The organism is Trinickia sp. EG282A, assembly GCF_040965455.1.
Classification (GTDB): domain Bacteria; phylum Pseudomonadota; class Gammaproteobacteria; order Burkholderiales; family Burkholderiaceae; genus Trinickia; species Trinickia symbiotica.
In genome coordinates, this window is the sequence record NZ_JBFRCC010000001.1 from 1,146,380 (window position 1) to 1,166,575 (window position 20,196).

The 20,196-nt window shown below is 64.1% G+C and carries 19 protein-coding genes; 14 read left to right on the forward strand and 5 right to left on the reverse strand.

The window, feature by feature from the left end; all coding sequences use genetic code 11:
- The first annotated feature begins 1 nt into the window (after position 1).
- From AB4Y31_RS05300 to AB4Y31_RS05340, 9 genes are all read left to right on the forward strand, one after another.
- On the forward strand, positions 2–898 hold the full coding sequence (locus AB4Y31_RS05300; RefSeq protein WP_368672996.1) for a ferritin-like domain-containing protein: 897 nt from the start codon (positions 2–4) through the stop codon (positions 896–898).
- 100 nt (positions 899–998) lie between these two features.
- Positions 999–1,883 (forward strand): alpha/beta fold hydrolase, encoded by an 885-nt coding sequence (locus AB4Y31_RS05305; RefSeq protein WP_368672997.1) that lies wholly within the window; start codon positions 999–1,001, stop codon positions 1,881–1,883.
- Positions 1,884–1,995: 112 nt separating this feature from the next.
- Positions 1,996–2,826, forward strand: coding sequence for a 3',5'-nucleoside bisphosphate phosphatase (locus AB4Y31_RS05310; RefSeq protein ID WP_018440197.1), 831 nt, complete (start codon positions 1,996–1,998; stop codon positions 2,824–2,826).
- Positions 2,827–2,986: 160 nt separating this feature from the next.
- On the forward strand, positions 2,987–3,619 hold the full coding sequence (locus AB4Y31_RS05315) for an L-threonylcarbamoyladenylate synthase (protein WP_018440196.1): 633 nt from the start codon (positions 2,987–2,989) through the stop codon (positions 3,617–3,619).
- Between the two features lie 125 nt (positions 3,620–3,744).
- Complete coding sequence (locus AB4Y31_RS05320) at positions 3,745–4,413, forward strand: site-2 protease family protein (RefSeq protein ID WP_018440195.1); 669 nt, start codon at positions 3,745–3,747, stop codon at positions 4,411–4,413.
- 4 nt (positions 4,414–4,417) lie between these two features.
- The gene (locus tag AB4Y31_RS05325) at positions 4,418–5,620 is read left to right on the forward strand and encodes a tryptophan--tRNA ligase (RefSeq protein ID WP_368672998.1); all 1,203 of its coding nucleotides are present in this window, start codon (positions 4,418–4,420) and stop codon (positions 5,618–5,620) included.
- A gap of 81 nt (positions 5,621–5,701) precedes the next feature.
- Entirely contained in the window at positions 5,702–6,619 is a 918-nt protein-coding gene (gene dapA / locus AB4Y31_RS05330; protein ID WP_368672999.1) for a 4-hydroxy-tetrahydrodipicolinate synthase, read from the forward strand.
- Positions 6,620–6,748: 129 nt separating this feature from the next.
- Positions 6,749–7,894, forward strand: coding sequence for an outer membrane protein assembly factor BamC (gene bamC / locus AB4Y31_RS05335; RefSeq protein ID WP_368673000.1), 1,146 nt, complete (start codon positions 6,749–6,751; stop codon positions 7,892–7,894).
- Positions 7,895–7,901: 7 nt separating this feature from the next.
- On the forward strand, positions 7,902–8,684 hold the full coding sequence (locus AB4Y31_RS05340; RefSeq protein WP_368673001.1) for an MBL fold metallo-hydrolase: 783 nt from the start codon (positions 7,902–7,904) through the stop codon (positions 8,682–8,684).
- Between the two features lie 78 nt (positions 8,685–8,762).
- Here AB4Y31_RS05340 and AB4Y31_RS05345 read toward each other — a convergent pair whose 3' ends face one another.
- Positions 8,763–9,014 (reverse strand): hypothetical protein, encoded by a 252-nt coding sequence (locus AB4Y31_RS05345; RefSeq protein ID WP_035468533.1) that lies wholly within the window; start codon positions 9,012–9,014, stop codon positions 8,763–8,765.
- Positions 9,015–9,240: 226 nt separating this feature from the next.
- Positions 9,241–10,473 (reverse strand): cupin domain-containing protein, encoded by a 1,233-nt coding sequence (locus tag AB4Y31_RS05350; RefSeq protein WP_368673002.1) that lies wholly within the window; start codon positions 10,471–10,473, stop codon positions 9,241–9,243.
- Between the two features lie 32 nt (positions 10,474–10,505).
- Between AB4Y31_RS05350 and AB4Y31_RS05355 the strand changes: the two genes are divergently transcribed.
- Entirely contained in the window at positions 10,506–11,045 is a 540-nt protein-coding gene (locus AB4Y31_RS05355) for a peptidylprolyl isomerase (protein ID WP_018440189.1), read from the forward strand.
- Here AB4Y31_RS05355 and AB4Y31_RS05360 read toward each other — a convergent pair.
- Positions 11,025–12,236 carry a hypothetical protein gene (locus AB4Y31_RS05360; protein WP_368673455.1) on the reverse strand — a complete coding sequence of 404 codons (1,212 nt, stop codon included), beginning with the start codon at positions 12,234–12,236 and terminating at the stop codon, positions 11,025–11,027. The genes AB4Y31_RS05355 and AB4Y31_RS05360 overlap by 21 nt on opposite strands.
- A 55-nt stretch (positions 12,237–12,291) precedes the next feature.
- A complete protein-coding gene (gene mutS, locus AB4Y31_RS05365) occupies positions 12,292–14,970 on the reverse strand; it encodes a DNA mismatch repair protein MutS (protein WP_368673003.1) in 2,679 nt (892 codons plus the stop codon).
- A 404-nt stretch (positions 14,971–15,374) separates the two neighbouring features.
- Here mutS and AB4Y31_RS05370 point away from each other — a divergent pair, with 404 nt between their 5' ends.
- Together AB4Y31_RS05370 and AB4Y31_RS05375 are read left to right on the forward strand one after the other, a co-directional pair.
- On the forward strand, positions 15,375–16,100 hold the full coding sequence (locus AB4Y31_RS05370) for a hypothetical protein (protein ID WP_368673004.1): 726 nt from the start codon (positions 15,375–15,377) through the stop codon (positions 16,098–16,100).
- Complete coding sequence (locus AB4Y31_RS05375; protein WP_368673005.1) at positions 16,063–16,950, forward strand: hypothetical protein; 888 nt, start codon at positions 16,063–16,065, stop codon at positions 16,948–16,950. Before AB4Y31_RS05370 ends, AB4Y31_RS05375 begins: the two co-directional genes overlap by 38 nt.
- A gap of 41 nt (positions 16,951–16,991) precedes the next feature.
- Here AB4Y31_RS05375 and AB4Y31_RS05380 read toward each other — a convergent pair whose 3' ends face one another.
- Positions 16,992–17,792: an inositol monophosphatase family protein gene (locus AB4Y31_RS05380; protein ID WP_368673006.1), complete on the reverse strand. Its 801-nt coding sequence runs from the start codon at positions 17,790–17,792 to the stop codon at positions 16,992–16,994.
- Between the two features lie 391 nt (positions 17,793–18,183).
- Here AB4Y31_RS05380 and AB4Y31_RS05385 point away from each other — a divergent pair, with 391 nt between their 5' ends.
- Positions 18,184–19,014, forward strand: coding sequence for an RNA methyltransferase (locus AB4Y31_RS05385; protein ID WP_018440184.1), 831 nt, complete (start codon positions 18,184–18,186; stop codon positions 19,012–19,014).
- A gap of 331 nt (positions 19,015–19,345) precedes the next feature.
- Positions 19,346–20,113, forward strand: a complete 768-nt coding sequence (cysE, locus tag AB4Y31_RS05390) for a serine O-acetyltransferase (protein ID WP_368673007.1) — start codon at positions 19,346–19,348, stop codon at positions 20,111–20,113.
- The last annotated feature ends 83 nt before the right edge of the window (positions 20,114–20,196 follow it).

Below are 20,196 nucleotides of genomic sequence, written 5' to 3' on the forward strand. Positions count from 1 at the left end.
AATGGGTAACTGGCCTTCTTCGACTTCTGTCGCCGTTTCCTCTGAGCCTCCCGGTGCCCAGATCGGTCGCGGCGAGTCGCTGCGCCGTTTGTCGCTCGCAGCGCTCGTTGCTCGTGACCCGGCGGCGAAAGCCGACTCGGTGCGGTCATTGCACGCGCGCTGGTTGGCGGGCGAACTCGTCTGTCTGTCGCAAGAGCGGATCGAGGAGCCGGACGGCCTGCCCGGGCGCCCCGAGCGCCCGACGCTTGTTGCGCCTCGGCTTTTGCGGCACCGCGGCATGCAATCGCGCGAGGGGCGCGCCGCGCTGCTTCATGCGCTGGCGCACATCGAGTTCAACGCGATCAATCTCGCGCTCGACGCCGTCTGGCGGTTTCCCGACATGCCCGAACCGTTCTATGGCGACTGGTTGCGTGTTGCTGCCGAAGAGGCCCATCACTTCACGCTGCTTGCGGCGCGGCTTGCGGAGTTCGGCCACGCTTACGGCGATCTGCCTGCGCACGACGGGCTTTGGGAGATGTGCGAGCGCACGCGCGGCGACGTGATCGCGCGCATGGCTCTCGTGCCGCGCACCCTCGAGGCGCGCGGTCTCGACGCATCGCCGCCGATTCGCGCGCGGCTCGTCCAGGCGGGAGATCTCGACTCGGCCGCGATCCTCGACGTGATATTGCGCGACGAGGTCGGCCACGTGCGGATCGGCAATCGCTGGTTCCGCTATCTCTGCGAGACGCGCTCGCTCGACCCGCACCCGACCTATCTGCGCCTCGCCGACCAATACCATGCGCCTCGCTTGCGCGGCCCGTTCAACTTCGAGGCGCGCCGCGACGCCGGCTTCGACGAGGCCGAGCTCGCCGCCTTGGCCGCGCAGGCGGATCCGGGCGACGGAACGGGCGCGACGTAGCCGGTCGCCGAATCGCCGCGTGACTCGAGCGCTTCCTCGAGCAACGTCATTGGGGCGCCGATATAATCGAACGATCATTCTTTTTTCGGGCGCTTCTCCCATGAACCTCTCCCAATCGGATTTCGTCAACGTTCGCGGCGTCAGACTCCATGTGCGGCGCTGGGGCGATCGCGGCGCCCCAGCGTTATTCATGCTGCATGGCTGGATGGACGTGGCGGCGTCTTTTCAGTTCGTCGCGGATGCGCTCGCCGGCGACTGGCAGGTGATCGCGCCCGACGCGCGTGGGTTCGGGCTGTCGGATTGGCCCGTGGCGGCGCGCGGCGGCGGGCATTACTGGTTCCATGAATACCTGGCCGATCTGGAAGCGCTGCTCGATCACTACGCGCCGACGGGGCAGGTGAACCTGGTCGGCCACAGCATGGGCGCGAACGTCGTTTGCCTTTATGCGGGCGTACGCCCGGAGCGCGTGCGCCGCGTCGTCGATCTGGAGGGCTTCGGCCTTGCGCCGGCGCGAGCGGCGGACGCGCCGCGGCGCGTTGCCGCATGGCTCGACGACCTGCGCGCGCCGCCGTCGCTCAAGACCTACGGCACGCTCGACGACGTGGCGGCGCGGCTCATCAAGACCAATCCGCGCCTCGCGCCCGAACGCGCGTTTTTTCTGGCGCAGCACTGGTCGCGGCGCGGCGAGGACGGCCGCTACATGCTGCTGGGGGATCCGGCGCACAAGCTGCACGGCCCGCTCCTTTATCGGCTCGACGAAGTGATGGCGATATGGGCCAACGTCAGCGCGAAGGTGCTGCACGTCGAGGCGGTTGCCTCGCCGACCCTCGCGAGGCTGGCGGGCGCGATTCCGCTCGCCGAATTCAAAGCTCGCTTTCAGGCGTTCCGCGATTGGCGCGAAAAGCTGATCGAGGACGCGGGCCACATGCTTCATCACGATCAGCCGGAGCGGATCGCGGCGCTGATCGAGGCGTTTTGCGCTTGATCGAACGCCTGCGAAAACTCGTCGGCGCGGGGTGCCGGACTTCGCGGCGTTCGAAGTTGCGCGCCGCATTGCAGTAAAATGAGAAGACGGTTTTTGGGCCCCATCGAACCACATGAACGCCGACCTGCATTGCCATTCCAACGTGTCCGACGGGTTTTTCGCGCCCGCCGACGTAGCGCGGCGCGCGCATGCGGGAGGAGTGACGATCTGGTCGCTGACCGATCACGACGAGGTGCGTGGCCAAGCCGAGGCGCGCAGGACGGCTGAGGCGCTCGGTATGCGGTACCTAGCCGGGGTCGAGATTTCCGTGACTTGGGCGATGAAAACGGTGCATGTGGTCGGGCTCGGCATCGATCCCGACTGCCCGGCGCTCGTCGAAGGGCTCCATGCCACGCGCAACGGCCGCAGCACGCGCGCGGAAGCAATGGGGGCGGCGCTCGACGCGGTCGGCATTCCCGGGGCCTACGAGGGCGCGTTGCGTTACGTCTCGAACCCCGATCTCGTTTCGCGCACGCATTTCGCGCGCTTTCTCGTCGAAAAGGGCTTCGCCGAATCGACGGCCGACGTCTTCGACCGTTTCCTGGGCGAAGGCAAGCCGGGTTACGTGCCGCACCGGTGGGCCAGCCTTGAAGATGCGCTTCGCTGGATCAAGGCTGCGGGCGGCGTCGCGGTGATCGCCCATCCTGGCCGCTACAAGTACACGCCGCTCGCCTTCGACGAACTCTTCTCGACGTTCATCGACCTGGGCGGCGAGGCCATCGAGGTTGTGACGGGCAGCCACACGCCCGATCAGTACCGCGAGTACGCCGACGTCGCGCGCCGTTTCGGCTTTGAGGCGTCGCGCGGATCGGATTTTCACGCGCCGGGCGAGGGCCGAGTGGAGCTCGGCGAGCTGCCGCCGTTGCCGGCCGGTCTCAAGCCTGTCTGGGAGCGCTGGTTCTAGCGTCCGCTCAATCCTCGAACGAAAGGAAAAACGCCTGGGTCGGCCGTCGAATGCTCGATTTCGGCGCGGCCCCTTGAGCGGCGAGCCAGCCGGTTCACCGCGGCATCGAATGCAGTCCCGGGCCCGTGCCGACGCCCGGCTTACCGACGACCTTCGACCCATGTCCCAATTCTTCCGGATCCATCCCGACAACCCGCAACCGCGGCTCATCGCGCAGGCTGTCCAGATCGTCAAGGAAGGCGGCGTGATCGCGCTTCCGACCGATTCGAGCTATGCGCTCGGGTGCCGCCTCGACGACAAGGAAGCCGTGACGCGTCTGCGCCGCATCCGCGGGCTCGACGAGCGTCAGCATCTGTCGCTGCTCGTGCGCGACCTTTCCGAGCTCGCGGCGTTCGCGATGGTCGACAATCACCAGTTCCGGCTCATCAAGTCGGTGACGCCCGGACCCTATGTGTTCGTGCTGCAGGCGACGAAGGAAGTGCCGCGACGCTTGTCGCACCCGTCGCGCAAAACGATCGGCCTGCGCGTGCCCGATCATGCGATCACGCTCGCCTTGCTCGAGGCGCTCGGCGAGCCCCTCATCGCGACGACGCTGATCCTGCCCCCCGACAACGAGCCGCTCAACGAGCCGGAGGACATCCGGGCCCGGCTCGAAAAGCAGATCGATCTCGTTATCGACTCAGGGGCGTGTCTGCGCGCGCCCTCGACGGTCATCGATCTGACCGGCGACGAGCCCGTGCTCGTGCGCGCAGGGTGCGGCTCGCTCGAGCCGTTCGGTCTGACGGCGGCGTGAATGGCGATATTGTCGCGCCAGCTAGGGGCTTCGATCAGGAAACGATGAAATAACGCGGCCACGCACGCTGGCCGTCCGGCCGAGAGGCGTCACGCCTTGGCCCCCTTGTTACAATAGGCCCCGCTATGGATTTCTCTTCTTTGATACAGACGATCGCGGTCTACGCGCTGCCGGTGGTCTTCGCGATCACGCTGCACGAGGCCGCTCACGGCTATGCAGCCCGGCTGCTTGGCGACAACACCGCCTACATGATGGGGCGCGTGTCGTTCAATCCGATGCGCCATATCGATCCGCTCGGGACGATCGCGATTCCGCTGCTGCTCTATTTCATGACGGGCGGCGCGTTCATGTTCGGCTACGCGAAGCCGGTGCCCGTCGCATTCCGCAATCTGCGCAACCCGCGTTGGGGGAGCCTCTGGGTCGCGCTCGCCGGTCCGGCCTGCAATTTCGTGCAGGCGCTGCTCTGGGCGCTGATCGGCGTGGCGCTCGCTTATTTCTCGGTCGACGAGCCGTTTTTCTCTCGAATGGCGGCAGGCGGCGTCGGCGTCAATCTCGTGCTAGGCGTGTTGAATCTGTTTCCGCTCCCTCCGCTCGACGGGGGGCGCGTCCTCGTCGCACTGTTGCCGCCGCGCCAGGCGATCGGCTTGGCACGGCTCGAGCCTTGGGGCTTCGCGATCGTGATGGTGCTCGTCATATCCGGCCTCTTGACGAAGATCTGGCTGAGGCCGCTCGTCTCGCTGGGCTATGACGCCTTGACCGCCATCCTGGCCCCTTTCGCCTCGTTCCTGAACTGACACCATGTTTCCTGACCGCATTTTCTCGGGCATGCGTCCCACCGGTTCGCTGCACCTCGGCCACTATCATGGCGTGTTGAAGAACTGGGTGCGCCTGCAGGCCGAGTACCCATGCTTTTTTTGCGTCGTCGACTGGCATGCGCTGACCACGCACTATGAAACACCGGACATCATCGAGAACAACGTCTGGGAAGTGCTGATCGATTGGCTTGCTTCGGGCATCGACCCGAGCCAGGCCACGCTACTGATCCAGAGCCGCGTTCCCGAGCATGCGGAGCTGGCGTTGCTGCTCGGCATGAGCACGCCGCTCGGCTGGCTCGAGCGCGTGCCGACGTACAAAGAGCAGATGGAGAAGCTGAAGGACAGGGACCTGTCGACTTACGGCTTTCTCGGCTATCCGGTGCTGATGGCCGCGGATATCCTGCTCTACCGGGCATCGCTCGTGCCGGTCGGCGAAGATCAGGTGCCGCATGTCGAGATGACGCGCGAGATCGCGCGGCGTTTCAATTATTTGTACGGGCGCGAGCCGGGCTTCGAGGAAAAGGCGATCGAAGCCGTCAGAAAGCTCGGCGGCAAGCGCTCGAAGCTCTATCAGGAGTTGCGCAACGCCTATCAGCAGGAGGGCGACGACGAGGCGCTCGAGCGAGCCCGCGCGCTGCTGCAGGAATCGCAAAGCTTGTCGATGGGCGACCGCGAGCGCCTCTTTGGCTACCTCGAAGGCACACGCAAGATCATTCTCGTCGAGCCGCAGGTGTTGCTGACGGAGGCTTCGCGGATGCCGGGCCTCGACGGTCAGAAGATGTCGAAGTCCTACGGCAATACGATTGGCCTGCGCGAGGATGCCGAGTCGATCACGAAGAAGGTCCGCACGATGCCGACCGACCCGGCGCGCGTGCGGCGCACTGACCCGGGCGATCCCGATAAGTGCCCGGTGTGGCAACTGCATCAGGTTTATAGCGACGAGGCGACTCATCAGTGGGTCCAGAAGGGCTGCCGTTCCGCCGGGATCGGCTGCCTCGAGTGCAAGCAGCCCGTCATCGAGGGCATCCTGCGCGAGCAGCAGCCGATGCTCGAGCGCGCGCAAAAATATATGGACGATCCCTCGCTCGTGCGGGCAATCGTCGCCGACGGCTGCGACAAGGCGCGAAAATTCGCCACCGAGACGATGCGCGACGTGCGAGAGGCGATGGGGCTTGCATACTCGTAAGGACTCAGGGTCGGCACCGTTACGATTTCGGCCGGCCAATCCGCTACAATCGCGCTTTTAGAATCGAATTCATCGCGTTTCATGGCTAACGGCACATCAGGCAGCACCTCCGGCGGCGTACGGATTCGCGGCAGCATTCCTGCAATCGTCACGCCGATGCACGAAGACGGCGGACTCGATCTGGCGGCATTTCGCAAGCTCGTCGACTGGCAGATCGAAGAGGGGACGAATGCGCTCGTCGTCGTCGGCACGAGCGGCGAATCGGCCACGCTGACGGTCGAGGAGCACGTTCTCATGATCAAGACGGCCGTCGAGCAGGTGGCGGGCCGCATCCCCGTAATCGCAGGCGCAGGCGGCAACTCGACGGCCGAGGCCATCGAGTTGACCGAGCGCGCAAAGTCGGTCGGCGCGGACGCCACGCTGCAAGTCGTGCCGTATTACAACAAGCCGACGCAGGAAGGCATCTACCGCCATTTCCGGAAGATCGCCGAGGCCGTCGATCTTCCCGTGATCCTCTACAACGTGCCGGGCCGTACGGTGGCCGACATGTCCAACGAGACGATCCTTCGGCTCGCGCAGGTTCCTGGGATCGTCGGCGTGAAGGAGGCTACGGGCAATATCGATCGTGCGGCGCATCTCATCAAGGCCGCACCGGCCCACTTCGCCATCTATAGCGGCGACGACCCGACAGCGATCGCGCTGATGCTGCTCGGCGGGCACGGCAATATTTCGGTGACGGCGAACGTTGCGCCGCGCGCGATGAGCGAGCTCTGCAAAGCGGCACTCGCGGCCGATGCGAAGACGGCGCGCGAAATTCATTTGCGCTTGCTGTCGCTGCACAAGAATCTCTTCGTCGAATCGAATCCGATTCCGGCGAAATGGGCGCTTCAGGAAATGGGGCGAATCGAGGGGGGAATCCGTTTGCCTTTGACGCCGCTCGATGCGCGCTACCACGAAGTCGTGCGTGCCGCATTGCGCGAGGCAGGCGCGCTGCGCTGAAGCGTCGGGTACGATGCCGGCCGCTCGGGGGCGAGCCGGCAACCGCAACTGAATTCAACTAACCGACGTCGTTCTCGACTGACGCGCTTGGCCGCGGCTGGCATGCGCTTGGCAATCACGAAGGGCTCCATGAAACGTTCCGATTTTTCCACTCGCGCTGTCTGCACGGCAGCGCTCGTGCTTGCGTTCAGCACCACGCTTGCCGGGTGCGACACCCTCAACGACTGGTTCTCCGGCGATAAGGTCGATTACAAGGCGACGGGCTCCGCTCCGCCCCTGAAAGTGCCGGGCGATCTGACGACTGCCGCCGCGCCGGTGCAGCAGTACACGGCCCCGCCCGTGGGCGCGGCGCTGGGCGGTGCGCCGGAGCGCAACAAGACTGTCGCCGGCAATGCGACGGAAGGCGTGCCGAGCGCGCAAGATCCCTATGGTATGCATATCGAGCGCGATGGCGACCGCCGCTGGCTCGTCGTCGACGGCCGCTCGCCGGACCAGCTCTGGCCTCAGCTTCAGGCGTTTTGGCAGGAGAATGGCTTCGCACTGGCAACCGATGCGCCAGCCACCGGCATCATGGAAACGGCCTGGGCGGAGAATCGCGCGAACATTCCCGACGACTGGTTCCGCCGCACCGTCGGGCGTTTGATCGATTTCGCCTATTCGTCCGGCACGCGTGATCGTTTTCGCACGCTCGTCGCGCGCGGCCCCGATGGCGCGACCGACATTTCTATCACGCATAGCGCGCTCGAGGAAGTACTGACGGGGCAGGACAAGGACTCTTCGCGCTGGGTCGAGCGGCCGCGCAACCCGGTGCTCGAAGCCGTGTTCCTGACGAAGATGATGCAGAAGTTCGGTTTGACCGAAGCGCAGTCGAAGGAACTGCTGGCCAACGCGCGACCTGCCGCAGCGCCCGCGAAGATCCAGATGAGCGGGGGCGAGACGAGCCTCGATCTGCCGGAGTCGTTCGACCGGGCGTGGCTGCGTGTCGGGCTTGCGCTCGATCGGACGAATTTTACCGTCGACAACCGCGATCGCGCGAAGGGGATCTACTACGTCCGCTACGCGGACTCGGCCGAGGAGCTCAAGCGCGATGGCCTTTTCGGCAAGCTGTTCTACCGCAAGCCGACGGCCGATAAGCAGGGCCCTCAGTTCCTTGTCAACGTACGGCCGACGAGCGATACGCAAACGCAGGTGTCGATCGTCGACACCAGCGGCAACGTCGTGACGTCCACCGAGGCACAGCGGATTTTGACGTTGCTGCACGCGCAGCTGAACTGAACGTGCGATGCGCTTTGCCAGCTTAGGCAGCGGCAGCGAGGGCAATGCGCTGATCGTCGAGGCCCAAAGCGGCGCGACGACGACGCGCGTGCTCCTCGACTGCGGGTTCTCGACCAAAGAGCTCGAAAGGCGCCTTGCTCGTCTAGACCGCTGCATCGAGCAACTGGATGCGATCGTCATCACCCACGAACATAGCGATCACATTGGCAGCGCGCTGACGGTCGCGCGCAAATGGGCGCTACCGCTCTACACGAGTTGGGGAACGGCGCGTGCGGTCGGTGCGGACGAAGCCAACGTCGATTTGCACGTGCTCTGGGGCGATGAGACCGTCGCCATTGGCGATTTGCAGGTCTGTCCTTATACGGTTCCGCACGATGCGCGCGAGCCGCTGCAATTTGTCTTTTCGGACGGTGTAAATCGCTTGGGTGTGCTCACTGACGTCGGCGTTTCCACGCCGCATATCACGGAGGTGCTGAGCGGTTGCGACGGACTCGTGCTCGAATGCAATCACGACCTCGGCATGCTGGCCGCCAGCCGTTATCCGCAATCGTTGAAAGCGCGGATCGGCGGCAAACATGGGCATTTGAGCAACGATGCGGCCGCGGAGATTCTCGCGGCCTTGGACCGGACGCGATTGAAGCATCTCGTCGCCGCGCATCTGAGTCAACAGAACAACCTTCCGGCGTTGGCTCGTTCCGCATTGGCCACGGTGCTGAGCGCGTCGGCCGACGACGTCGTCGTCGCGTCGCAGGAGGAGGGATTCGCCTGGCTTGAACTGGTTGGCGGTTAGCCCAAGCGGAATCAGGCGTGAAGGCCAAGAAAAAACCGGCCCGCAGGCCGGTTTTTTCTTGCCATGAAGGCGGCGAGCTTACTGGCTCGCACCCGAGGCCGGAGCTGCAGCGGACGCGGCCGGAGCTTCCGAAGCGGGAGCAGCAGCAGGAGCCGACTCGCTTGCGGCAGCAGCGCTCGAAGCAGCACCCGTATCCGAAGCAGCGGCGGCCGGCGCAGAAGCGGCCGACGTATCGCTGGCCGGCGCGGCAGCGTTCTGGTCGCTGCTCTTGTTGCACGCAGCCAGGGCCACGGCAGCCAACAGGGATGCAACGAGGAGGGATTTCTTCATGATCACGTCCTTTTATGGTTAAAGGTAAGCAACAGCGCGAAATATTACCGGTAATGTGCTTCAACACCAACCTTGAGCCGCTGGTGGGACGCACATCAGAGCGTGAATCTTCCCCACGGCTTGGGCGGAAATTATATGCACTTTCGTACTGACCGTCGACAAACCGGGGTCAATACGTTGCCTTTCACATACAAAATTTCACGTTTTCTCCGGGTGGGGGACCCTGTCACGCAAATGCGCCGATCCGAACCCAGCCGGCAAGATACCATTCGTGCAGCAACGCTGTCATTGACCAATCATCAGAGAGTGTTACAAAGCGTTTCCCTTCGAGGCGGCGTGCATCGGCAAGCTCCAAGAGCCACTTTTTACGCGGCGGCAGCCGATGTTCCTCCCCATTGATGAAGTAACTGCGCTTGCCATAGAGCAATGCTGTCTTCCTATCGAGCCGGACGCCCCCTCGCGCTGCCTCGCGCGTGAATGTGCCAACGCTGGCGCCTATTTGGGGCGGGTCGAAAACGACATGCGCCTTGGGCTCGCTGAGATAGCTGCCAATGAATGATGCGACGTCGCCTTCATCCCAACGGATGCGAGCAAGGATCGCGCCGATTTGATCGATCATGGCCTGCGGCAATTGCGCTGGGCGCGTCACGGCGTCTTGCGCCGGGTCGCGGTAGCGCCCATCTGGATGAGCGAGCCGCGCCGCCGAGCCTCGCTCGGCAAGATGGTAGAGGAACTGGCCGACGAGTTCGCTGGCCGACGGGGAACGAAAGCCGATCGAGCAGGTCATGCACTCGCCGATTGCCACTCCGTCGTGCGCAATGTGCGGCGGCAAATAAAGCATGTCGCCCGGTTCGAGCACCCACTCGTTTTCCGGTTCGAAATGCTGTAAAACTTTCAATGGCAATCCATCTTTCAATGCTAGGTCTTTTTGCGCGGAGATTCGCCAGCGCCGTTTCCCGTGCACTTGCAGCAAAAAAACATCATACGAATCGAAATGAGGTCCCACGCCGCCACCGTCGGTGGCATACGAGATCATCAGGTCGTCGAGCCGCGCATCAGGAATGAACCGGAACCGGTCCAACATCGTGCGGGCGCGGTCGTCGTGCAGATCGACACCTTGCACGAGCAGCGTCCATTCGCGGCGCTTGAGGCCGGGCAGGTCGTCACTGCCGAAAGGACCGTGTTCGAGACGCCATGCGCCGCGAAAATGCGAGATGAGTCGGGCTTCCACTTCATCGCTCGCGGCAAGCTCGAACAGTTCGTCGCGCGACAACGGCGGGACGATCCCGGGCAGGGCCTGACGCACGAGCAGCGGCTTTTTCTGCCAGTGGCGCCGCATGAATTGCGAGGGCGACAGGTTGGCGAGAAGCGGGGTCGGCTGGTCGGGCGCGGGCGGTGAAACGGCGGAACGGGAGGGAGCGGCGGGGGAGGTCGGTTGGTCGAGGGGCCGCTTCGGCATCGTATAATGAGACCGTATTTTGGGAGAGTTTGATGAAAATCGCGAAGAACACCGTTGTGTCGGTCGCTTATAAGCTGTCGGATGCGCAAGGCAACCTGATCGAGGAAAGCGAAGAGCCGATGGTCTATCTGCACGGCGGCTATGATGGCACGTTCCCTAAGATCGAGGAAGAGCTCGATGGACACGAACCGGGGTTCCAGACTCAGATCCAACTCGAGCCGCAGGATGCGTTCGGCGAGTACGATCCCGAACTCGTGAAGATCGAGCCGCGCAGTCGGTTTCCGGAGCCGCTCGAAGTGGGCATGCAGTTCGAAGGAACGCCAGAGGACAGCGACGACGAGATCGACGCGCTGATCTACACGGTGACGGATCTGGCCGAAGACAAAGTCGTGCTCGACGGAAATCATCCGCTTGCCGGCATGGCGCTGCGCTTCGCCCTGACGGTGAAGGAAGTTCGGCCGGCCACGGCGGACGAGATAGAGCATGCGCACGCCCACGGCGCGGAAGGCATCGAAGTTCTCGACGACGAAGACGAGGACGAGGACGACTCGTCAGCTCCCACCTTGCATTGAACCGCGGCCCGGCATGCCGGCCGGCGGCTGACTCAGCTCAGGCGCGATGGTGGGCGCAATGAGTGGCGGGGTCGTCGCCGGCTCTCTCTCTGCCGACCTGGGTAGCAGCGGGGGCTCGGCGGCCGGCGTCGACGGTGGGACCGGCGGCGGAACCGGCATGATGCCCGAAGCGCTCGGAGCCGGTTCGAGCGGCGCCGCGGGCGGTTGCGAAGCGGGTTGAGGCGGGGTCTTCGGCATCCGTCTCAGCGACACCAATAATGGCGGCGCCTTCGCGAAATTCACATCGACTTTTATCCACTGCGTCACCGGGTCGTGCGGCCCGATTGCGATCCGTGTCAGGTTCGCGAGACGGTCGCCCTTGTCGTCAAAGAGTGGTTGATCGATTGAAAAGCCGTGGGGCAGGGGCTTCGACCCTTCGTGAATGACGATTACCGGCCCTCGGAAAATCTGGGCCGCTTTCACCAGGCTTCGCTTGAATTCCAGATAGCCATCGCGAGGCCTGTTGCGGTCGAATCTGAGCCACGAGAATCGATCCGCACGCTCATAGCGCTCGAAATCGGGCGCTGCCTCGATGAAGACGACGAGCGCATGCGCGCGGCGGCGCCGCGCGTATTCGGCTGCATGCTCGAGCCAGAACGCCGTCGCGATGGCGCGGTCGTCGTATTCGCCGTTACGGCCGCCGGCATTCGAGTAATGATTGTTTCCGCTGACCACATTGAGGCCGACGAATAGGGTGTCGTCGACTTGCCAGCGTACGTTTTCCCGATAGGCATGGAATCGTGCGACTTCGCTTTCACGGGTGAGCGCAAGCGTCGATTGCCCGAGCGACGCGGAGTTATCGGCGAACACGGTCTGCCGCAAGAAGTCGAGACGCTCGGTTGGGTCGTAACCTCCTGCTTGCGCGCGGTCGCAATCGGCCCAGTCGTGCTGCCCGGGAACGACGACAAGTGGGACGCGCGACGTTTCGAGCACTTGCTGCCGCTGCTCGTAAACGGCATCGTCGCATCGCTCAGAGGCGCTCTTGAGATTGCCGTCATAGACGACGAAGGCGATATTCGGCTCGAGACCGATGGCATCGAGAAGCTGTTGCGTCATCGCTTCGTCCGCCGCGCTTCGCATGGTGCCGGAAATGACGCCGAACTCGAAGCGAGGCTCGGCCGCAGCAGTTTTTTCGGCGCACGACAACGCCAGGCAAACCGCGACGGCGGGTGCGACGATCCGCGTGACGCGACGAATCACCTATGCCTCAGCGCGGCGAATGTTGCGCGTTCGCCATCTCGTGCAACTCGTAGATCAGGTCGAGTGCTTCGCGAGGCTTCAAGTCGTTCGGGTCGAGGTCACGTAGACGCTCGAGCGCGGGGTGCGGCGACGCGTCGTTGGCCTCATCCGTGTCGTCGTCAGGCGCGTCTTCGACGCAGGCCGCCACGGCGAAGAGGTCGAGTTGCGGCGTCGCATGCGTGACGGACTGTTGCTCGAGATGGGCCAGATGCTTGCGCGCCGCGCGGATGACAGCGGCCGGCACGCCGGCCAACTGCGCGACTTGCAGCCCGTAGCTCTGGCTCGCCGGACCGTCGTTGACGGCGTGCAGAAACACGATGCCATGCCCGTGCTCGACGGCTGAAAGATGGACGTTGGCCGCGTGCGGAAATTCGGCCGGCAGTTGCGTCAGCTCGAAGTAGTGCGTCGCGAAGAGCGTGTAGCAGCCGTTATGGGCAAGCAGGTGGCGTGCGATGGCCCACGCGAGCGCCAGGCCGTCGAACGTCGATGTACCGCGGCCGATCTCGTCCATGAGCACCAGGCTTTGCGGCGTGGCGTCGTTGAGGATCGCCGCGGCTTCCGTCATTTCGACCATGAACGTCGAACGTCCACCTGCGAGGTCGTCGGCTGCGCCGATGCGCGTGAAGATGCGATCGATCGGGCCGAAACGCGCGCTGCGGGCCGGCACGTAGCTGCCGACGTAGGCAAGCAGCGCGATCAATGCCGTTTGCCGCATGAACGTCGACTTGCCGCCCATATTCGGGCCCGTGATCAGCAACAGCTTGCGCTCGGCGTCGAGCCGGCAATCGTTCGCGACGAATTGCTCGACCTGCGCTTCGACGACGGGGTGCCGTCCTTGTTCGATCTCGATGCCGGCTTCGGACGCGAACGTCGGCGCGACCCAGTCGAGCGCTTGCGCGCGCTCCGCGAGCGCGGCCAGCAGATCGAGCTCGGCGAGCGCGGCGGCGACGCGCTGGCAATCGCCGATGAACGGCAGCAGCGCCTGCAGCACGGCGTCATAGAGCGAGCGCTCGCGCGCGAGTGCGCGCTCCTGAGCGGACAGCGCCTTATCTTCGAACGTCTTGAGTTCGGGGGTGATGTAGCGCTCGGCGTTCTTCAGCGTCTGGCGGCGGCGATAGTCGTCGGGGACTTTGTCGGTCTGGCCGCGCGTGACTTCGATGTAGAAGCCGTGCACCTTGTTGTACTCGACACGCAAATTGGCGATGCCGGTGCGCGCGCGCTCCCGTGCTTCGAGATCGATCAGAAACTGCCCGCAGTTTTCGGAAATGTCACGGAGCTCGTCGAGCTCGCTGTCGTAGCCGCGTGCGATGACGCCACCGTCGCGTACCATCGCGGAAGGCTCCTCGGCGATGGCGCGCGCGAGCAGATCGACGCATTCGGGGGGCGGCTCGAGCGCCGCCGCGATTCGTTCGAGCGCCGCGGCGCCGCCGGCGGCGTCCGATGCCAGCGCGCGCAGCGAGGGCAGCGCCGCGAAGGTATCGCGCAGGCTGGACAGATCGCGCGGCCGAGCCGACAGCAGAGCCAGGCGCCCGGTAATTCGCTCGACGTCGGCAACGCGCCGCAATGACCCCCTCAGCGAATCGAGGCTCGCTTGCGGTGAAGCGTCGAGCAGTGCGCCGATCGCTTGCTGACGTGCTTGCGCGCGACCGCTGTCGCGCGGCGGGTGATGCAACCAGTGGCGCAGGAGGCGGCTGCCCATCGTTGTGCAGCAGGTGTCGAGCAGTGAACAGAGTGTCGGCGACTCGCCCCCGCGCAACGTTTCCGTCAGCTCGAGGTTGCGGCGCGTTGCCGGATCCAGCCCGATGTACTCCGATTCATACTCGACCTTGAGGCTGCGCACATGGCGAAGCTGCTGGCCCTGCGTGGCAGCCGCGTATAGAAGCAGCGCGCCGGCCGCGCCGCATGCGCTCGTGAGCGACTCCGCGCTGAAGCCGTCCAGGCTTGCCACATCGAGCTGATCGCATAGCCGCTGCTTGCCCGACGTGACGTCGAAATGCCACGACGGCACGCGTGTCAGCGCACCGGTCAGGCCCGCGGGGAGGAAGTCCGTGGGAGCATCGGCCACGAGGATCTCGGCCGGGCGAATGCGTTCGAGTGAAGCGCCGAGCTGGTCGGGCGCGATTTCGGCGAGACGTAACGCGCCGCTCGCGAGATTGAGCCAGGCGAGGCCGATAGCATTGACGACGCCGCGCTTGTTATGCGCGGGGCAGATCGCAAGCAGATAGACGTCGCTTTTGTCGGCGAGCAGTGCCGCGTCGGTCAGTGTGCCGGGCGTCACGACGCGGACGACTTTGCGCTCGACAGGACCTTTCGACGTGGCCGGATCGCCGATCTGCTCGCAGATGGCGACCGATTCGCCGAGCTTCACGAGCTTCGCGAGATATTGCTCGACCGCGTGATGCGGCACGCCTGCCATTTTGATGGGATTGCCGGCCGATGCGCCGCGTTGCGTGAGGGTGAGATCGAGCAAACGTGCGGCCTTTTCCGCGTCTTCGTAGAAGAGCTCGTAAAAATCGCCCATCCTGAAGAAGAGCAGCGTGCCGAGGTGATCCGCCTTGATGCGCAGATACTGCTGCATATACGGCGTATGCTTCGCGAGCGTCTGATCGGTTTCGCCGGATGCCTGCTGCTGAGTTGGATTGCCCATCGTGTTCTTGGTGCTTGCGAGTATAGGGCGAGAGTGTACCTCGGCAGGCGATCTGTGCAGTCGTTCGAATGGCTAACGGGCGACTTGCCGCGGTGGGCCAGCGCGGCACGCGGGCAACGCGAAGCGACGCGCTTTTTCGCCGGCGTTCTCTTATGTGCCAGTGCGACCGTTGCCTTGCGGGGGGAAGCGGCGTCGCCAACGGCATCCGCGGCCAGCCACGGATGAAAGTTATCAAGCGAGTACCGTGCGCCTGGCTCGGAAATCACGGACAACTCGAGCTCTAGCCCGAGCGACTTGAGGGCCTCTACATGAATTTGCAGTCATTACCGGTTAGCGGATCGCCTAAGCTATTGAGTGGGCTGCGCCACCGACTAGCGGCTCCGGTTGGGGATCGGGGGCACGACGTGACGTTTCTTCACGCGCAAAAGCGAAAATTGACCTCCGGCGATAAGGCGGATATGGAGCCGCCGGCGAAACGGCGCCGGGTTGAGGCCCGGACCTCTCCTTACCACGGGATAGGCATGAACAGTGGCCCGAGACTCGGGGCGCAGCCGGAGAAGAAAAAGCGAAAATTGACCTCCGGCGATAAGGCGGATATGGAGCCGCCGGCGAAACGTCGCCGGGTTGAGGCCCAGACCCCTCCGTACCACGGGATAGGCATGAACAGTGACCCGAGACTCGAGGCGGCATTCGCCGGTTACGCCGCGCGGTATGCCCCTGATGCGGCGCTGCCGCTTCCGGCGGCTGAGAGCTCCACAGGCGCGAGCGGCGCAAAGACAGAGCCGTACCGAGTATCGGCGAACGGTAAGTTGGCTGTGCCCATCGAACAGGATCCGCAGAAGTTCTTCGCCGACCCGGCAACGGTTGAACGTTCGAACCGCATCCTCAAGGCCATGCGATCGAAAGTGAAGCTTAGGATAGGAGGCCATGCTCCCCCATCTCTCGTTGGCATGAAGGAAGTCAGGCTCGAGAACATTGAGGAGGGCAAGTCAGTCTTCGATGTATACGAATGCATAGACGTCGCGCGACGCGTGACCAACGCCGGCGAATGGCATGCGATCTATGCCCCCCGTGGGCGGTCAAGCGAAGTTTGTGCACAAGCAGAATCCGACCGAGACCAACTCGCTTAACAAGCTAATCGAGAGGTTGACGAATGACCCGGAAATCACACCCGAAAGCGTGATCGCCGACCAAAAGGTGCTCGAGGAGGAGGCGAACTCCTTTTCATTCGAGATGGGTGGAGTGAATATCAACACCAACGTGCGGAAGGACGCCAACCGCGAACTAAAGGAGGCGCTGCCGGACAGGAACTTGCGTATCGCGCTGCTTGAGGTGATTGGAGACGACCCGCCGCTGGTGCAGCAAGATGTCGTCACCAGGCTCGAGGAGTTCCTGAAGAAAGAGGGCGTGACTCAAAACGAGATAAGGGATGACAAGAAGATTGCGGACTGGGCCGAACGGATCGAAGCGTTCAAGAACCAGGCGAAGTTAGAGAAGAGCCAGAGGTACTCCCAATTGGAGTCGGTGGAGAAGAGCGCGCGCGCTGCGAGGCTCGGCATCAACGAGCACGCGCAGCCCGATGTCGGCGAATCGTTTGCGGCGCTGAGTACGCGCACGCGGATCCTGCCCGAGGATAAAGAAAAGTGGAACGTCCATTTCGCGCCTGTGGTTGCCCGTGTCGGCGACGACACCATCACGCTCGAAAACTACGCCCGAGAGGGGGACGGAGTCGATAGATATGATAGGTGGTTCTTCAACATGCACGGGCCGAAGGAACGATCGTTCCACGAGGAGTACCACAACTGGGTTGCGGATGGGGTGACTTTACGGATGGGCGAGGCGGCCACGCCCGAAATGCGTGAAGAGTTCAAGCGGAGCATTAGAGAGAAGGTGGGCGAGCTTTCCCCGCAGCTTCAGGCCCGCATCGACTCTGCCACTACGCGCGCCGAGTTGGCGGCGATCTACGCCGCTGCCACGTAAAAAGCCCTTCTTCATAAGGCGCGCGGTGCGTTAGCGGCGCATTACACTTTTTGCGTCAAGCGGCTGTAAGGCGTGAGGATCGGCACCATTTGCGCGTAGACCTTCGGATTGCCGGCGACGATCTCGCCGATATGCAGGAAGTCCGAATCACCCGTGTAGTTGCCGACAAGCCCGCCCGCTTCGGTGATGAGCAGGCTGCCCGCGGCCATGTCCCAGGCGCTGATGCCTTGCTCGAAGAAGCCGTCGAGGCGACCGGCCGCGACGTTCGCCAGATCGAGCGCGGCTGCGCCCGGACGACGCAGGCCCGTGCACGAGCGCGTCATTTCGGCAAAGAGGCGGCAATAGGCATCGAGCCGGTCGTTCTCGCGGAACGGAAAGCCCGTGCCGATCAGTGAATCGGCGAGACGGTCGCGCCGGCCGACGCGGATGCGGCGATCGTTCAGGTAGGCGCCGCGCCCGCGCGATGCGGTGTAGAGATCGTTGCGGGTCGGGTCGTAGACCACGGCCTGCGTCACGATTCCCTTGTGCGCGAGCCCAATCGAGACGCAATAGTAGGGAAAGCCGTGGATAAAGTTCGTCGTGCCGTCGAGCGGATCGATGATCCACTGGTAGTCGGATTCGTTCTCGGAACGACCCGATTCCTCGGCGAGGATCGAGTGATCGGGGTAGGCCGTCTTCAAAGTGTCGATGATCGCCGCTTCGGCAGCCTTATCGACCTCGGTGACGAAATCGTTGTGCTGCTTCTGGCTGACCTGGATCAAGTCGAGGTCGAGCGATGCGCGGTTGATGATCTGTCCGGCGCGGCGAGCCGCCTTGACAGCGATGTTGAGCATGGGATGCATGAGCAGATTCCTTGTGCCGCGGCAACAGCAAGTGCCGCCACGGAATGGGCCAAATCAAACCGCCCGGACTGCGGGCCAACTCGGGAAAGAGGCACGCATTCCGTCGACGAAGACGAATTGAAGAAGAGCAATGCGCGTACATGGCCAGAGAGGCAAGCGCTGCCGTACGCGCGAACAAGGCGTGATTTTACCAGGAAGCCGAGGCGAGCTTAGCGTTTCGGAGCCACACGCGCCGGGCCGGTCCGGGCGGATCCGGGCGGTCGTTCGGGCGGCGTCGGGCCGTTGGCGATACCATACGGGGCGTGCCGTTTATCGATTGGGGTGAGCAAGCCCAAACCATGCGGCTGTATCAGTCCTTCGTCACTCTCGCAGCATCTTGTTTCGCAGCATCTTGAATTCATCGAATCCGAACCATCCTCACGCGCCGCTCGACGCCGAAGCGGCCGCACTCAGCGGAGCCGGCGGACCTTGCGGCGGCTTTACGTCAACCGTCTTCGTGCTCGTCGAGCCGAGCCATCCGGGCAATGTCGGCGCGGCCGCGCGTGCGTTGAAGACGATGGGGTTTTCGCGTCTCGTGCTCGTCGCGCCGCGCGTTGCGCACGTGCAAACGGACCCGGAAGCCGTCGCCATGGCGAGCGGGGCCGACGACGTGCTGGCCGCGGCGAGCACCGTGCCGACGCTCGCCGATGCATTGACCGGTGTCCGGTGGTCCGTCGCGTTGACGGCCCGGGCGCGCGAGTATGGGCCGCCGCAACTCGCGCCGCGCGAGTCGGCAGGCGAGGCGTGCCGCCAAGCGGCGAGCGGCGATATTGCGTTCGTCTTCGGCAACGAGCGAACGGGTCTTTCCAACGAGCACGTCGAGCGATGCAGCTCGCTTGTGCATATTCCCGCGAACCCCGCCTATAGTTCGCTCAACCTCGCTCAGGCGGTGCAGGTGCTGGCTTACGAGCTGCGCATCGCCTATCTCGGAGAGCGCACGGCAACGGGCGCCGGCGATGCGCTGGCCCAGCGTGCGTCGAGCGATGAAATCGAGCGGATGTTCGTGCATCTGGAAAACGCGCTCATTGCGCTCGACTTTCTCGATCCAGCCAATCCGAAGAAGCTGATGTCGCGGCTGAGGCGCCTATTCGCGCGCGCGGCGCTCGAGCACGAGGAAGTCAACATCATGCGCGGCATCGCCAAGCACATCCTGCTCAAGTCCCGCCGCGACGACCGTCCGTAGCCCGGTCGTCCCTAAAGGGACTTCCTTCGGGGGCCCTAAAGGGTGCCCCCTCCGGTCGTCCCTAAAGGGACTTCCTTCGGGGGCCCCAAAGGGTGCCCCCTCCGGTCGTCCTGCCTGCTTTCAGCGCGGCGGGCCGATGCCGATGGCCGGCGATCGACGCCGCGCGAATGCCCCTGTCGAGCACAGGGCGAAAAAAGCGCGCGAAGCAACCGGCGCGGGTTGCCATTACAATCGGCCGGACGCTCATAAGCAAATCACACCGAGTCATAACGATGCGTAGGCTGCCGCTCCGGGAGGGGCCGCAGTGGCGCTCATCAGGCGAGCCGACACCATGTTCACGAGACTTCGCGAAGACATTGCCTCGATCCGCGAGCGGGATCCCGCCGCGCGCAGCACGTGGGAAGTGCTCACCTGTTATCCGGGGCTGCACGCGATCGTGCTTCATCGAATGTCGCACGCCTGCTGGCTCGCCGGACGGCGCTGGCTCGCTCGAGCAATTTCGCAGTTCGGCCGTTTTCTGACCGGCATCGAGATCCACCCGGGCGCGCGGATCGGGCGCCGCGTCTTCATCGATCACGGCATGGGCGTTGTCATCGGCGAGACCGCCGAAGTCGGCGACGATTGCACGATCTATCAGGGCGTCACGCTCGGCGGAACGTTGCTCACGCGCGGCGCGAAGCGGCATCCGACACTGGAGCGAGGCGTCGTCGTGGGCGCCGGGGCCAAAGTGCTGGGTGGCTTCACGGTCGGCGCTGAAGCGAAGATCGGTTCCAACGCGGTCGTCGTCAAGCCGGTGCCGGCCGGCGGCACGGCGGTCGGCAACCCCGCGCGCATCGTCATGCCGGTCGACTCGAAGCGCAAGAGCGAGCGCTCGACGTTTTGCGCGTACGGCATCACGCCGAATGCTGAAGATCCCGTTTCACTTGCGCTGCATGGGCTCATCGATCACGCCGCCAAAGAGAGCCAGCGCGTCGATGAAATCGTGGCGGCGCTCGAGCGACTCGGCGAGCGCCTCGAGGCGCTACATGGCGCCGACGGCGCGCTGTCGGATTTACGGCGCTTGTCGGCGGCGATCGAAGGGAAGGTGGCTCAGCATTGACAAAAGCCGCCGCGTCTCCTTTCCGCCGAGCAATCGGAGCAAGAGGGGTAACTCGGAGCGGGTGATGCGCAACCGGGCGTCGA

Coding starts and splice junctions, on each gene's coding strand:
- AB4Y31_RS05325 (WP_368672998.1), top strand. CDS start 4,418: ATGTTTCCTGACCGCATTTTCTCGGGCATGCGTCCCACCGGTTCGCTG.
- AB4Y31_RS05340 (WP_368673001.1), top strand. CDS start 7,902: ATGCGCTTTGCCAGCTTAGGCAGCGGCAGCGAGGGCAATGCGCTGATC.
- AB4Y31_RS05380 (WP_368673006.1), bottom strand. CDS start 17,792: ATGCATCCCATGCTCAACATCGCTGTCAAGGCGGCTCGCCGCGCCGGA.
- dapA (WP_368672999.1), top strand. CDS start 5,702: ATGGCTAACGGCACATCAGGCAGCACCTCCGGCGGCGTACGGATTCGC.
- AB4Y31_RS05305 (WP_368672997.1), top strand. CDS start 999: ATGAACCTCTCCCAATCGGATTTCGTCAACGTTCGCGGCGTCAGACTC.
- AB4Y31_RS05300 (WP_368672996.1), top strand. CDS start 2: ATGGGTAACTGGCCTTCTTCGACTTCTGTCGCCGTTTCCTCTGAGCCT.
- cysE (WP_368673007.1), top strand. CDS start 19,346: ATGTTCACGAGACTTCGCGAAGACATTGCCTCGATCCGCGAGCGGGAT.
- AB4Y31_RS05345 (WP_035468533.1), bottom strand. CDS start 9,014: ATGAAGAAATCCCTCCTCGTTGCATCCCTGTTGGCTGCCGTGGCCCTG.
- AB4Y31_RS05315 (WP_018440196.1), top strand. CDS start 2,987: ATGTCCCAATTCTTCCGGATCCATCCCGACAACCCGCAACCGCGGCTC.
- mutS (WP_368673003.1), bottom strand. CDS start 14,970: ATGGGCAATCCAACTCAGCAGCAGGCATCCGGCGAAACCGATCAGACG.
- bamC (WP_368673000.1), top strand. CDS start 6,749: ATGAAACGTTCCGATTTTTCCACTCGCGCTGTCTGCACGGCAGCGCTC.
- AB4Y31_RS05320 (WP_018440195.1), top strand. CDS start 3,745: ATGGATTTCTCTTCTTTGATACAGACGATCGCGGTCTACGCGCTGCCG.
- AB4Y31_RS05355 (WP_018440189.1), top strand. CDS start 10,506: ATGAAAATCGCGAAGAACACCGTTGTGTCGGTCGCTTATAAGCTGTCG.
- AB4Y31_RS05310 (WP_018440197.1), top strand. CDS start 1,996: ATGAACGCCGACCTGCATTGCCATTCCAACGTGTCCGACGGGTTTTTC.
- AB4Y31_RS05350 (WP_368673002.1), bottom strand. CDS start 10,473: ATGCCGAAGCGGCCCCTCGACCAACCGACCTCCCCCGCCGCTCCCTCC.